This is a genomic window from Chryseotalea sanaruensis (genome assembly GCF_003990915.1).
Classification (GTDB): Bacteria; Bacteroidota; Bacteroidia; order Cytophagales; family Cyclobacteriaceae; genus Chryseotalea; species Chryseotalea sanaruensis.
In genome coordinates this window covers 114930-128803 of the sequence record NZ_BHXQ01000005.1, presented here as the reverse complement: position 1 = coordinate 128803, position 13874 = coordinate 114930, and the positions used below count along the sequence as shown (strand labels likewise).

The window sequence follows — 13874 nt, the reverse complement described above, 5'->3', positions numbered from 1 at the left end:
TATTCTACATGTAACCCAATCTGACCCTTTCAAATGATGAACTCTACAAAATGCAATAGATTACCGCAAAGTTACCTGACTCGAGTAGCCAAAACTGTAGTGGTGCGCATAATTACTCGGTGAGGCTTAATCGGTTGGATCCCTCTGGAATGAGGGTTTTCTGCTATGTCGAGATGTTATCTGTTAGATGAAATCAATACAGACTCACCCATAAAAGAAAAGCCAACCCTTTTCAGGATTGGCTAACTAAAATGATCTTTTGTTTAATTTAAGCTTGTGCAGCAGGTTCAACTATTACAGTTGACTTATTCTCTCTGCCTTTCTTAAATACAACTACACCATTGGTAAGTGCAAACAATGTATGGTCTTTACCCATACCTACATTTTTACCAGGGTGGTGTTTAGTGCCGCGTTGGCGAACGATGATGTTGCCAGCAATTACACCCTGACCGCCAAACACTTTAATACCTAAGCGTTTGCTTTCCGATTCGCGGCCGTTCTTTACTTTACCTTCACCTTTTTTGTGTGCCATATCTTTTAATTCTAAATTTCAAATTTCAAATTTCAAATCCCTCGGAGAGGGTTAGGCTTAGCCGATGCTCTCGATTTGAACTTTAGTGTATTGCTGACGGTGACCGTTCTTCAGCGTATACCCTTTTCTTCTCTTCTTTTTAAAGACGATAACTTTATCACCTTTCACGTGCTCAAGGATTCTCCCAGAAACCTTAGCTCCGTTCACAGTTGGGGCGCCAACTTCAATCTTGCCTCCGTTATCGATAAGAAGAACTTTGTCGAAGCTAACATTAGCTCCGGCTTCGCCTTCCATCTTGGGTGCATAGATGAACTGGTCTTTAGCCACCTTAAACTGCTTTCCTGCGATGTCTACAATTGCGTACATATTTTTCCAAAAATTGGACTGCAAAGGTAGGAAAAGAATTGAAAATGGGGAGTATAGAGTTTAGAATATTATAAAAAGGCCATTTCCATGTCAAAAAACAATGTTTTAAGCCAATTGAGTGTGCTTTTTTATCAATAAGCCATTCAAAAACTGTAGACTTTAGATTGTTAACCTGTTATGATAAAGCTACTTATACATATGAATAGTAACAGTTCATTGGATTGTAATGCCAGGAAGTACCGCACGACTTGCCATATTATAATTGAAATATTGAGGCCTTTGCCTTGCCAATTTGGGTTAGGGTAAATAATTGACTGAACATGGGATGTCGCCACGTTTATCTACAGTAACGCAGCTCACATTACGCTTTGAAAGTTGTTTGACACATTTACGACATAAAATGTCACTTTATTTTTAAGGTATTTTCAATTCATGAAAAATTAAAAATCTGATTAATAGACACTTAAAAAAATCAATGTTAATTTTCATTGTGGATAAGTACCTCAAACAACCCTGCACTGATAGCCAATAACCAATTATTTAACAGCTACTTATCTATCAAAAAGTACCTGGACCTTACATCATTTTCAACACTTTTGCGCTAAAGCAACGGTTGTCTAAAAGCCGCTCGTTTTTCATCTTTGCAGACTTGACGCTATTCGAAGTACCATCCTCTCCCCTGATAGTGCTTCCTCACTAGTCAACAAGAAAAAATTTATTGGAAAAATTTGCTTGCACCACAGTAAACCTGTGGCTGTTAAGCATGTTAATATTTAGTTTTTAATCTAAAACCCATTTTAAGAGCCATGAGTCAAGCATTGCGGGAAGAACCCATCTTAAAAGAGAACAAAGATCGTTTCGTTCTCTTCCCTATTCAACAACACGACATCTGGAAATTTTATAAACAGGCAGAGGCCAGCTTCTGGACGGCCGAAGAAATTGACCTGAGTCATGATTTAAAAGATTGGGCTAACCTTAATGATGGCGAACGTCATTTTATAACACACGTGTTGGCATTTTTTGCTGCCAGCGATGGTATCGTCAACGAAAATTTAGCAGAGCACTTTGTTTCTGAAGTACAGTATACTGAAGCAAAGTTTTTTTACGGCTTTCAAATTGCTATCGAAAACATTCACTCTGAAACTTATTCATTATTAATAGACACTTACGTTAAAGATCCACGCGAAAAAGACAAGCTTTTCAATGGCATTGAAACCATGGACTGCGTGAAGAAAAAAGCAGAATGGGCTTTACGTTGGATTGATAAGGGTAGCTTCCAGGAGCGCTTAATCGCTTTTGCTGCTGTTGAAGGTATTTTCTTCTCTGGTTCTTTCTGCTCTATCTTCTGGTTGAAGAAGCGTGGTTTAATGCCAGGACTTGCTTTCTCAAATGAATTAATTTCCCGCGATGAAGGTTTACACTGTGACTTTGCCTGTCATTTATACATGCAACATGTAGTGAATAAGTTACCTGAGCAAACAGTGATCGACATCATTAAAGATGCTGTTGAAATTGAAAAAGAATTTGTAACGGACGCACTACCAGTAAACTTAATTGGTATGAATGCCGAGCAAATGCGCGAATACATTGAATTTGTGGCTGATCGCTTGTTAATTGAGCTAATCGGCAAGAAAATTTATAACGCAACTAACCCATTCGACTTCATGGATATGATTTCCCTTCGTGGCAAAACCAACTTCTTCGAGAGAAGAGTAGGCGAATACCAAAAAGCGGGCGTGAAGAACAGTGCCGATAAAGAAAGTGCGCCTAAGTTTTCGTTGAACGAAGATTTTTAATATCTTCAAACACCTAAATCATTTTTTAAACTTTTAACAACCCAACAACAACCATGCTCGTCATCAAAAGAGACGGACACCGCGAGTCCGTAAAGTTTGACAAGATCACAGCACGCATAGAAAAGCTCTGCTACGGTTTAGATCAGCGCTATGTAAATCCTGTGGAAGTGGCCATGAAAGTAATCAATGGCCTGTACGATGGTGTTACTACCCAAGAATTGGATAACCTCGCTGCTGAAATTGCCGCCACCCTGACGACAAAGCACCCGGATTTCGCAAAACTTGCGGCTCGTATCGCTGTTTCGAATTTACATAAAGTCACGAGTAAGTCTTTCTCTAACACAATGAAGAGACTTTACACTTATGTAGATCCTAAAACTGGTGAGAATGCTCCTTTAGTTTCGAAAGAAACGTGGCGCATTGTGCAAGCTAATGCTGCTGAACTGGATGAGGCTATCATCTACGACCGCGATTTTGGTTACGACTACTTCGGTTTTAAAACACTAGAGAAATCTTACTTAATGAAGATCGATGGCAAAACCATCGAACGTCCACAACATTTAATTATGCGTGTGGCTGTAGGTATTCATGGAGAAGATATTCCTGCCGCTATTGAAACCTACCACCTGATGTCTGAGAAGTGGTTTACCCACGCAACGCCTACCCTATTCAACGCGGGTACGCCTAAGCCTCAGCTTTCTTCATGTTTCTTGTTAACCATGAAGGATGACAGCATTGATGGTATTTATGATACTTTAAAGCAGTGTGCAAAAATTTCGCAATCAGCAGGTGGTATCGGTTTAAGCATACACAACATTCGCGCGAAGGGTTCTTACATTAAAGGAACTGGCGGAACGTCTAATGGTATTGTACCTATGCTCCGCAATTTCGATATGACTGCACGTTATGTTGATCAGGGTGGTGGTAAGCGCAAAGGAAGCTTTGCTATTTACCTTGAGCCATGGCATGCTGATATTTTCGATTTCCTTGACTTAAAGAAAAACCACGGTAAAGAAGAGATGCGCGCACGCGATTTGTTCTATGCCATGTGGATTTCAGATCTTTTCATGAAGCGCGTGGAGAGCAACGAAATGTGGTCTCTCTTCGATCCTAATGAAGCACCTGGTCTGGCTGATGTTTACGGAGATGAATTTGAAAGACTGTACGAGAAATACGAGAAAGAAGGCAAAGCTCGCAGACAAATAAAAGCGCAAGACCTTTGGTTTGAGATTCTTGAATCACAAATTGAAACCGGAACACCGTACATCTTATATAAAGATGCTGCTAACAAAAAATCTAACCAGAAGAACTTAGGTACGATTAAGAGCAGTAACTTATGTACAGAAATCATGGAGTACACTTCACCTGATGAAGTGGCTGTATGTAACCTGGCTTCTATTGCACTACCGAAGTTTGTAACTGAAGAAGGTGTATTTGATCACCAGCGTTTATACGAAATCACGAAAGTGATTACACGCAATCTGAACAAGGTAATTGATGTTAACTATTACCCTGTAGAAGAAGCTCGCTATTCTAACATGCGCCACCGTCCTATTGGTATTGGTGTACAAGGTTTAGCTGACGCTTTCATCATGTTGCGTATGCCTTTCGATTCAGATGAAGCAAAACGCTTGAACGAAGATATTTTTGAGACCATTTACTTCGGTGCCATGGAAGCTTCTATGGAATTGGCGAAGAAAGATGGTGCTTACGAAACCTTTAAAGGTTCTCCCGTATCAAAAGGTATTTTCCAATTTGATATGTGGGGTGTAACACCTAAGAGCAATCGTTGGGACTGGGATGCACTGAAGCGCGAAGTAAAACAAAATGGCGTGCGTAACTCTTTGTTATTAGCACCTATGCCTACTGCTTCTACTTCACAGATTCTTGGTAATAACGAGTGCTTCGAGCCGTACACTTCAAACCTGTACACACGCAGAACGCTTTCTGGTGATTTCATCCTGGTGAATAAATACTTGATGAAGGATTTGATCGAACAAGGTCTTTGGAATGAAACTATGCGCCAGAAATTAATTGGTGCGAACGGTTCTATCCAGAGCATTCCTGAAATTCCTCAAAACCTGAAAGACATCTATAAAACTGTTTGGGAGATTTCTCAGAAAGTAATTATCGATATGTCTGCTGAGCGTGGTGCTTTTATCTGTCAGTCACAGAGCTTGAACATACACATTACAGATCCTAACTTCGGTAAGCTTACCTCTATGCATTTCTATGCATGGAAGAAAGGTTTGAAGACTGGTATGTACTACCTGCGTTCTACTTCTGCTGCTGATGCGATTAAGTTTACGCATGATAAAACAGCAGGTCAGCAAACTGTTACAGCTGAAGCTAATGTAGCTGCTCCTGTAATGGCTGAAGCTGCTCTTGTTGGTCAGGTGCAGAAGAGCATCGACTACGAAGCACGTGTAGCTGACTACGAACAAAAGAAATCTGACATGGCCTGCTCACTGGATGATCCGGATGGATGTGAGGCGTGTGGATCTTAATAGACTTTAGTAATAAGATATAAGTAGCAAGAAAGGCCTCGGTAAATCGGGGCCTTTTTTTGTATCGTTTTGAATTATTAAATGTGCAATTTTGAATTATTATGGGAAGAGTCATGGCCATTGATTATGGTACTAAGCGCACAGGTATTGCTGTAACCGACAGTAATCGCATTATTGCCACGCCTTTGGAAACGGTAGCTTCTCATGAACTTTTAAAATTCCTTCAAACTTATACACAAAAAGAGGTAGTAGATGAATTTGTGGTGGGCATGCCCAAAACCCTGAGTAACGAAGACTCTGAAATAGCTCCGCTGGTGCGCAAATTCGTAGAGAATCTGAAGAAAACTTTCCCGGATAAAACCGTGCACCTGGCTGACGAACGCTTTACTTCTTCCATGGCGCTGCAAACTATGATTGATGGCGGCATGAAGAAAAAAGACCGGCAGGTAAAGGGGAATGTAGACAAAATAAGCGCTACGATTATTCTACAGGCGTTTATGGACACGATAAAGCGTTGATGGTTGGTCGTTATTGGTTGTTCGCTGCTAATACTTAACGAACAACCAGCAACTAACAACTAACAACGAATTCAACGAATAACCATTAAATTTGCCCCATGATTTACCCTATTGTTGTTTACGGAGACCCTGTGTTGCGCCAGAAGGCTAAAGACATCGAGAAAGGAACGGACATGAAGCAGCTTATTGCTGATATGTACGAAACCATGGATGCTGCTAATGGCATTGGCCTAGCTGCCCCTCAGATAGGCAAAAGTATTCGTCTGTTTGTTGTTGATGCTACTGCCCTTGAAAAGGAAGACGAGGAAGATGAAGACATGAGTGATTTTAAAATGGCTTTCATTAACGCTCAAATTCTGGATGAGGATGGGGAAGAGTGGGAATTTGAAGAAGGATGCCTGAGTATTCCAAATTTACGCGAAGGTGTTTTCAGACAAGAAACCGTGCGCATTCGCTACTACGATGAGCAATGGAATTTGAAGGAGGAAACGTATGATGGTATGAAGGCACGCATCATTCAACATGAGTACGATCATATTGAAGGCAAACTGTTTATCGATTATTTGTCACCTTTTAAAAAGCGCTTATTGAAAGGTAAGCTGGCTGATATTACTAAGGGTAAGGTAAATGCTGAGTATAGAATTGCTATTCCAAAGTAAAAAAACATAAGTAGTAAGACACAAGAAAAGCGCAATGCACTCCAAACTCCCTGATGTAGGTACTACCATTTTTGCAGTCATGTCAAAAATGGCGGTAGAAAATAATGCAATTAATCTATCACAAGGTTTCCCTGACTTTCCACTCGACAGTAAGCTTGTTAACCTGGTAAGCAAAGCCATGCAGGAAGGACATAATCAATATGCACCTATGCCCGGCTTGCCAGCTCTGCGACAAGTAATTGCCCAAGTTGTACAAAACACTTATCAAAAATCGGTTGATGCAGATACTGAAGTAACCGTTACTGCCGGTGGTACACAAGCGCTGTTTTCCATTCTGCAAGCATTGGTGCATACTGGTGATGAGGTGATTGTGTTTGATCCTGCCTACGACTCGTACAATCCTGCTATTCGTTTAAGTGGTGGTGTACCAATTCACATTAATTTAAAGGCACCATCCTTCAGTATTGATTGGCAGGAGGTAGAGGCAAAAATAAATGCTCGCACCAAAATCATTATGGTGAATACACCCCACAACCCGAGTGGTGCTGTGTTTACTGAAAAAGATATCCAGGAGTTGGAACGAATTGCGCTCAAACACAATTTGATTGTGTTGAGTGATGAAGTGTATGAACGCATTATTTTCGATAACAAAAAACATTACAGTGTTTTAGAACGGCCTGCTTTAGCGAATAACAGTATTGCTGTATTCTCTTTCGGCAAAACCTTTCATGCTACAGGTTGGAAGATTGGCTATGTAGTTGCGCCAGCAGCACTTACAAAGGAAATCAGAAAGGCGCATCAGTTTATAGTGTTTAGTGTAAACACACCCATACAAGTGGCGTTAGCTGAATACATGAAAACACCTGAGCACTATAACAGTCTGGGCAAATTCTATCAGCAAAAACGTGATCAGTTTTTAAGTTTTATCAAAGGTAGCAGCCTACAACCACTTAGTTGTTACGGATCTTACTTTCAATTACTTTCTTACGAAGGTATTTCGAAAAAAGGCGACATGGCTATGGCTGAAGAATTAACCATCCAGCACAAAATAGCTTCCATTCCTGTTTCTGTTTTTTATCAGGATAAGAGCGACAATAAATTACTGCGCTTCTGTTTTGCAAAACAAGATGAGACGATGGAGAAGGCGGGGGAGATTTTAAGGAAGATTTAAATTTTTAGTCTGAATTAAATTCGCTTCCTCGGATTATATCAAAATAAACCGTCTCGTATTACCAAATGGTCTGAGAATATTTTTAGATCATTTGGAATACAATGAAAATTGAAATTTCGCTCTCAGGCCGCTGGGCCTAGCATACTCATTCAAGGCTGTAAGAAGCATAAGAAATTCGTTTTTGCTAATGACGTCTCCGATAATTTACCATTATCAAGTGGACAACGAATCAATTCATCAGCACATCGACTCAGATTGCTTCCTCATCCTACGCATCACCAACCCTTCGTTCATCGCAATGATGGGCTCTTTTAACGAATCAGCATTTCAAAGCAGATTGCTTCGTCATTCCAACCCGCAGCCTCGCGATACTTTTAGTCTACGGAGGAGAAACCAAATAAATCATCGTCCCTACGGAGACGATGATTGGAGGGAATGACGTTCTCTTTTATTTTCAAATTATCAAATCTTCAAATTCTCAAATCAATTAACAAATTATCATATCAACGAATCAGCAAATCAATTACTCCATTTCTGCAATCCATTTTCTTACTAGCTCAACGCCCTCGGTATGGGTAAGTTGTCGGCCGAGCTCTGGCATCATAATACCAGGATGTGTTGATTCAATTCTGAATTGTAAAATGGATTGATCGGGTTGGCCAGGCACAATACTATACAACCTACCGCCTGAACCTTTACCTGCGGCTACAGGCGCTTTACCTATGCCTAAAACACGCGGATCATTTTCGTTTGCCAATAAATACAAGCCGCTGTTTTTAGCAGGACCATCCCTACGATGACAATGGGCACAGTTTATTTCCAACCAGGCCCTTGCTCTCAGTTCAACAGATGCTTTTTCATCTTCATACGCTGTTAATAACTTTATAGAAGACAAGTCAGGAAGGCCTTCAATTATGTCGTGTGCTTGCCAGAAAATTAATTGATTCTCTTCACCTGTTGCATAAGTATGTCTACCATTGAGCTGTCGTGCGGAAGGACCGATAGGCATTACTTTATCGCCACGCAAGTGGCAGCCTTTACATTGATTCATATTAGGAACTGAATAGTTGATGCTTTTCAATTCTCCGTTATAATGTGTCCAGCTTACCGGAATATTTTTTCCTGCAATGTCTAAATAAGCTTCTGTCTGTTCATTATTCCAGATGTAGGGAAGTGTTTTCCATCCATCGGTCTCATGCAATAGAAGTCTAGTCTCTAAAATGCGGATACTTTCATTGGGCTTTCTGAAATCTGATGGATAATAAAAATTCTTGATTAACACTGTACCAAATGGAAAATCCAGTACATCGTCTGCATTATATGCGGCTTTTGTTCCCACGGGCAATTTTACAAAACGTGCTTTGTAAGCATAATCTGAAAACAAAGCGGAGTTTAATTGATAAGGAGTTACACCTGTAGCGGGATTTAACTCTTTGAGTGCACCTTCAAAAAATCCATATTCAGAAAGAGTGGCTTTGCCAATGTTAGATAAATCAACCTGTTCTTCGGCAACAGCTACTATCTCTTTATCTTGCTTTTGTGAGCATGATAAGATTAGTATTACAAGACAGGTAAAGTAAAACCAATGCTTCTTCATTTTACTGGCAGGCATATTTCTTCACATCTTTCGAAAGATTCGCAAAGTCATTCGCTGCATCTAAATCCATAAAAACAATGTCTCCACTTTCGTTGATACAAATTTCCCGGTTGGCATTGTTAGGATCGGCTATGCCATCAAAAGCAATGTCAGGAGGACTCATAAAAGATTTTAACATAAAAAGCTTTCCAAAATCACTGCTCATATCAGGAAACCAGTTGCTGTTGGCAAAGCGATTGTTGTGAATTTTTATTTTATAAGGATAACCATTGTAGAGTGTATCCAATTTATAGTTGTTATCCACCGTTTGTACGCCACCAATATTTTCTTCCTGCTGTACTTCTCCTTCATTCATGGCTGCAACCAGATCATAGCTCACAATACCTATACCAATGGTGGTGTTATCTTTTATATCGTTATCTGTTATTTCTAAGTCATGCGTGGCTAACACCATAAAGCCAGTGCCAGGCGGTATGCCGGCTACGATGTTTCCCTTAGCAGCAAAGTTTGAATGGTTGTTATCATGTACATTGTTATTATATACTTTTGTGCTGTAACCGTACTGTGTAAGTCCGGGTAAATCAAATACTAAAATGCCACCTGTATTTTCGTAAGCTTCATTACCATAAATTTCAACCCATCTTGAATTTTCACTTTCAATACCTGCTACATTCCAATAAGCCTTGCTGTTTCGAATGATGACTGAATCTGATTGACCAACATAAATACCTGCATCAGAAGAGCCCATGGCGATACATTCATCGATCAACACATTTTTACAAAGAACAGGGTAAAGTGCGTAAGCACCGTTTTCTGTTTTAGGACCATCTACCCATGAAGAAGAAATACGCAGAAAAGTAATGCCATTAACATCACTTACTTTAACATTATCTCCTTTTGCATCTTCTATTGCGAAATCTTGTAGTACAATATTTTTACCATTACTGATTTTTAATCCTTCCGCACCTTCTGTTTGGTTCTTCCACGACAAAATGGTTTTATCCATACCCTTACCGCGAATCAGAATGTTTGATTTACCATCCATGCTCAAACTCTTGGTGAACATAAAATAACCTTCAGGCAGATCAATCGTGTCGCCATCTTCGAGTGTAATTAACTGTGTTTGCAGATTTTTTTCTATGCTCTGCCAGGTTACCTCGCCTCGGTTATTCGAGTAATCTTTACAGGCAATAATGGTTAGTGCTAAAATGGGTGCAAGAAAATATTTCATAAAGTTGGTTGGTGGGTGAATATACTAAAAAGTAAAATGCTAATCCACGTCTTCACCTAAAATCCGTCTGACCGCTGTTTACTTCTGCATTCAGCGGCCTGACGGATTGTCTCTTATCTAGTTTTTACCTCTTTAAAACTAGTGGTATTCAAACGGATTAGCATGATGATTTTTATCTTTCATTTACAACACCTTCCCTTCAATATTATTTCATTTTCATACCAAAAAAGAATCGCATTACATTAAATGGGCGAATAATTATAAGATAGAAGCTTATACAGCTTACTAAAGTTAAGAAACAGATGCTCCAATATTTGGCAGCAATACTCCAATCCAGTTGGCAGATGTAATAGCCAATCCAGATAATTACTGTTTGGTGAAGAATATAAAAGGGATAGAGACCCTCATTTATTCTGGAAAGCCATGGGTGCGGTCTGTTTAAATAATGCTGACCATAAGCGATGACTGTGATGACTGTAAACCAGCTAAGGAAAATACCTGTAACATCGAAAATAATTTCTACTGTTCTTTCTGTCCAGGGTAAGATATAGATTTCACGAAAATGAAAGTAGGTTCCATAAAACGGAATAAGGATGAGAATTGAAGCGATTAATAAATATTTTCTACTCGCACCAATGGCCGACCAGATGTGCTGATTGGAATAACAAAGCATGCCGAATAAAAAGAAACATCCGTAAAATACCATGTATCCTAAATCCTGCAGGTCGTGTGTTTCCTCAGGGAAATAAGGGCGAAGTATAATTTGTGTAATGAGTATTAAAATGCCCGGGATGAATAAAATGCCAGCAGGGCTTGACAATAACTTATATAATTGTTCTTTAAATTTTTTCGATTTCTCTGATCTAAGGAAAACCAGTAAGGGTATAGTTACCAATGAATAAATTAAAAGATAGACAACGAACCACAGATGATGCCAGCTAAAGCTACCTTCCGGGTAGGGCACGAAGTTGAATACTGTTTTATAAAAATCCCAGTAACTGACATAGTCCTTAATGTGCTCAAAATAAATTTGTGGTGGCACCACTACAAACATTCCGAAAATGACCGGTACCAGCAAACGTTTAACGCGCTCGCCCGCAAACATGCGTGCTGTGCGTTTGCCCATAGCCAGGTAGGTGCTGGCACCAGCAATAAATAGCAACAATGGCATGCGCCAGAAATGAGACCAAATCATCCAATACCTGAAGCTTCCGCTCAGTTCATTGTTCTTCACATGCCAGTCCCACGGGTTAAACCACATGCCGGTATGAAAAAAAAGCAAAATAAAGATGGCAATAAAGCGCAACCAATCCAGGTCGTATCTGCGCGTACTTGTAAGACTTTCTGCGTTCATAAAATTTCTTTTGACAAAGAAAGGTGTGCCAGGAGCCAAGTTAAGACTGTTTTTATAGTCTAGAAGGTCGATTTTATAAAGTCGAACGCCATCTAAGTGTATATTTGGACTATGAGCTCTTCGATACTTGCAGCCACAGTGGCTGATATACCCGAAATCAATATACTGGTAAATGGTGCTTACCGTGGTGATAGTGGCCGACAAGGATGGACTACCGAGGCCGATCTTATTGAAGGCACCCGAATTGATGAAAACATTCTTACCAACCTGATTAATCGAGATGATACTATAATATTACTTTACCGCGAAGATGATCTTTTACTTGGATGTGTAGAGCTAAGAAAGGAAGGATTTAAGTTATACCTTGGCATGTTGTCTGTAAGTCCGTTAAGTCAAAATAAGGGTATTGGTAAAAAACTTATGGTAGCTGCCGAATCATACGCTAATGAAAAGGGCTGTACCTCTATTTTTATGACTGTTATTTCAGTCCGTGAAGAACTATTGAATTGGTACCAGCGTCATGGTTACGTACTAACCGGTGAGCGTAAACCCTTTATTGTGCCCGATGAGCGCTGGGGTAAGCCTAAATCGAAACTTGAATTTTTAGTCTTAGAAAAGAAACTTATATATTAATTACTTCCATATAATTCTATGAAAATACTATTGACCTTTTTTTTAAATCTGTGCCTGGTGCTCTGCGTTACCGCACAGAATAGCGATCTGCCAGAAGATTTTTTGAGCAAAGAATGGCATTCAGTACGCAGAGAAAAATTACGTGAGAAACTGCCTGCCAATTCAGTGGCCGTTTTCTTTGCCAATGCTGTACGGAACCGCAGCAATGATGTCGATTATGTGTATCATCAGGATCCTGATTTTTACTACCTGAGTGGTTATAAAGAACCAGATGCTGTTTTACTCATTTTTAAAGACAAACAAACAGCAAGCAATGGCAAACAATACGATGAAATCATTTTTGTGCAGCCAAGAAGCGAACAAGCCGAAATGTGGACCGGTCGTAGGTTAGGCGATGAAGGCACCAGACTAAAGTTAGGTTTCGAAAATGCTTTCAATAATAAAGAGTTTAAAAAGTATAATGTGGACTTCAGCAAATTTAGCGAAGTGCTCTTTTTCGATTTCAAAAATGATGTTCGAGATAATCCGCGCGACTCCGCTGATCTGTATAGCTTGATTGAACAATTCAAAATGAAAGCTAACTATCCATCTAAAGATAAATTAGCTGTTAAATCAGAGCCCGTTAAAAATAATTTAAACACAAGAGGCCTTAATGGGATTATGGCCGGCTTACGTGGCATTAAGACCACCGAGGAATTAGAAATGATCCGAAAGGCGGTGAGTATTTCTTGCATGGGCCAGCGAGAGGTAATGAAAGCCATGAAGCCCGGTATGTCGGAACGTGAGATTCAGGGTATACATGAATTTGTTTTCAAAAAATATCAAGCTGAAGATTTGGGCTACCCAAGTATTGTAGGTGCTGGCCATAATGGTTGCATTCTTCATTACATTGATAACTACAAACCCAACATCACCAGCAAGGAATTAATATTAATGGATCTTGGTGCTGAATACAGGGGTTATACAGCTGATATTACCCGCACCATTCCGGTAAATGGGAAGTTTTCTCAAGAACAAAAACAGATTTATGAATTAGTGTTAGCAGCACAGGAAGAAGCGATGAAGATAACTAAAGCCGGAGCAACCTTTCAACAATTGACATTTGCTACTCAAAAAGTAATTAACAAGGGTCTGGCCGATTTAGGGATTATTAAAAATGAAAACGAAAGACATCTTTATTATCCGCACGGATGTTGCCACCACATTGGGCTTGATGTGCACGATAAGGGTGAGTATGATATGTTGCGTGAAAATATGGTGATTACCATTGAACCTGGCATCTATATTCCGGAGAATGCCAACTGCGATAAACGCTGGTGGGGGATTGCCGTTCGTATTGAAGATGATTATTTAATTACAAAAGACGGATACGAACACTTATCTATTTCTGCGCCCCGAAAAGTAGATGAAGTTGAATCATTAATGAAACAGCCAAGTGCATTAGATGACTTCATTCTTCCTCCTATAGAAAAAATTATTGATAAGAAACAATAGTTTGAATCAGTTTAGC

General features: G+C 39.7%; 12 protein-coding genes. 7 read left to right on the top strand and 5 right to left on the bottom strand.

The genetic code is table 11. From position 1 onward, the window contains the following. Positions 1–268: 268 nt before the first annotated feature. Positions 269–532 (bottom strand): 50S ribosomal protein L27, encoded by a 264-nt coding sequence (gene rpmA / locus SanaruYs_RS13800; RefSeq protein ID WP_127123172.1) that lies wholly within the window; start codon positions 530–532, stop codon positions 269–271. 57 nt (positions 533–589) lie between these two features. Then, complete coding sequence (gene rplU, locus SanaruYs_RS13795) at positions 590–898, bottom strand: 50S ribosomal protein L21 (protein ID WP_127123171.1); 309 nt, start codon at positions 896–898, stop codon at positions 590–592. A gap of 806 nt (positions 899–1704) precedes the next feature. On the opposite strand from rplU, the gene SanaruYs_RS13790 reads away from it, so the two are divergent. From SanaruYs_RS13790 to SanaruYs_RS13770, 5 genes are all read left to right on the top strand, one after another. Then, positions 1705–2694 (top strand): ribonucleotide-diphosphate reductase subunit beta, encoded by a 990-nt coding sequence (locus SanaruYs_RS13790; protein WP_127123170.1) that lies wholly within the window; start codon positions 1705–1707, stop codon positions 2692–2694. A gap of 53 nt (positions 2695–2747) precedes the next feature. Next, positions 2748–5201, top strand: coding sequence for a ribonucleoside-diphosphate reductase subunit alpha (locus SanaruYs_RS13785; protein WP_127123169.1), 2454 nt, complete (start codon positions 2748–2750; stop codon positions 5199–5201). Between the two features lie 101 nt (positions 5202–5302). Next, positions 5303–5719 (top strand): Holliday junction resolvase RuvX, encoded by a 417-nt coding sequence (gene ruvX / locus SanaruYs_RS13780; RefSeq protein ID WP_127123168.1) that lies wholly within the window; start codon positions 5303–5305, stop codon positions 5717–5719. A 98-nt stretch (positions 5720–5817) separates the two neighbouring features. Continuing rightward, complete coding sequence (gene def / locus SanaruYs_RS13775) at positions 5818–6378, top strand: peptide deformylase (RefSeq protein ID WP_127123167.1); 561 nt, start codon at positions 5818–5820, stop codon at positions 6376–6378. A gap of 34 nt (positions 6379–6412) precedes the next feature. Further along, on the top strand, positions 6413–7549 hold the full coding sequence (locus SanaruYs_RS13770) for a methionine aminotransferase (protein WP_127123166.1): 1137 nt from the start codon (positions 6413–6415) through the stop codon (positions 7547–7549). Positions 7550–8072: 523 nt separating this feature from the next. On the opposite strand, the gene SanaruYs_RS13765 is transcribed toward SanaruYs_RS13770, so the two are convergent. From SanaruYs_RS13765 to SanaruYs_RS13755, 3 genes are all read right to left on the bottom strand, one after another. Beyond that, positions 8073–9146: an SO2930 family diheme c-type cytochrome gene (locus tag SanaruYs_RS13765; protein ID WP_127123165.1), complete on the bottom strand. Its 1074-nt coding sequence runs from the start codon at positions 9144–9146 to the stop codon at positions 8073–8075. A 1-nt stretch (position 9147) separates the two neighbouring features. Beyond that, positions 9148–10377 (bottom strand): parallel beta-helix domain-containing protein, encoded by a 1230-nt coding sequence (locus SanaruYs_RS13760; protein ID WP_127123164.1) that lies wholly within the window; start codon positions 10375–10377, stop codon positions 9148–9150. A gap of 205 nt (positions 10378–10582) precedes the next feature. After that, positions 10583–11731 (bottom strand): acyltransferase family protein, encoded by a 1149-nt coding sequence (locus SanaruYs_RS13755; protein WP_127123163.1) that lies wholly within the window; start codon positions 11729–11731, stop codon positions 10583–10585. A gap of 111 nt (positions 11732–11842) precedes the next feature. On the opposite strand from SanaruYs_RS13755, the gene SanaruYs_RS13750 reads away from it, so the two are divergent. Both SanaruYs_RS13750 and SanaruYs_RS13745 read left to right on the top strand, forming a co-directional pair. Further along, positions 11843–12364 (top strand): GNAT family N-acetyltransferase, encoded by a 522-nt coding sequence (locus SanaruYs_RS13750; RefSeq protein WP_127123162.1) that lies wholly within the window; start codon positions 11843–11845, stop codon positions 12362–12364. 18 nt (positions 12365–12382) lie between these two features. Further along, entirely contained in the window at positions 12383–13858 is a 1476-nt protein-coding gene (locus tag SanaruYs_RS13745; protein WP_127123161.1) for an aminopeptidase P family protein, read from the top strand. Positions 13859–13874 lie beyond the last annotated feature (16 nt).

Coding starts and splice junctions, on each gene's coding strand:
- rpmA (WP_127123172.1), bottom strand. CDS start 532: ATGGCACACAAAAAAGGTGAAGGTAAAGTAAAGAACGGCCGCGAATCG.
- rplU (WP_127123171.1), bottom strand. CDS start 898: ATGTACGCAATTGTAGACATCGCAGGAAAGCAGTTTAAGGTGGCTAAA.
- SanaruYs_RS13790 (WP_127123170.1), top strand. CDS start 1,705: ATGAGTCAAGCATTGCGGGAAGAACCCATCTTAAAAGAGAACAAAGAT.
- SanaruYs_RS13785 (WP_127123169.1), top strand. CDS start 2,748: ATGCTCGTCATCAAAAGAGACGGACACCGCGAGTCCGTAAAGTTTGAC.
- ruvX (WP_127123168.1), top strand. CDS start 5,303: ATGGGAAGAGTCATGGCCATTGATTATGGTACTAAGCGCACAGGTATT.
- def (WP_127123167.1), top strand. CDS start 5,818: ATGATTTACCCTATTGTTGTTTACGGAGACCCTGTGTTGCGCCAGAAG.
- SanaruYs_RS13770 (WP_127123166.1), top strand. CDS start 6,413: ATGCACTCCAAACTCCCTGATGTAGGTACTACCATTTTTGCAGTCATG.
- SanaruYs_RS13765 (WP_127123165.1), bottom strand. CDS start 9,146: ATGAAGAAGCATTGGTTTTACTTTACCTGTCTTGTAATACTAATCTTA.
- SanaruYs_RS13760 (WP_127123164.1), bottom strand. CDS start 10,377: ATGAAATATTTTCTTGCACCCATTTTAGCACTAACCATTATTGCCTGT.
- SanaruYs_RS13755 (WP_127123163.1), bottom strand. CDS start 11,731: ATGAACGCAGAAAGTCTTACAAGTACGCGCAGATACGACCTGGATTGG.
- SanaruYs_RS13750 (WP_127123162.1), top strand. CDS start 11,843: ATGAGCTCTTCGATACTTGCAGCCACAGTGGCTGATATACCCGAAATC.
- SanaruYs_RS13745 (WP_127123161.1), top strand. CDS start 12,383: ATGAAAATACTATTGACCTTTTTTTTAAATCTGTGCCTGGTGCTCTGC.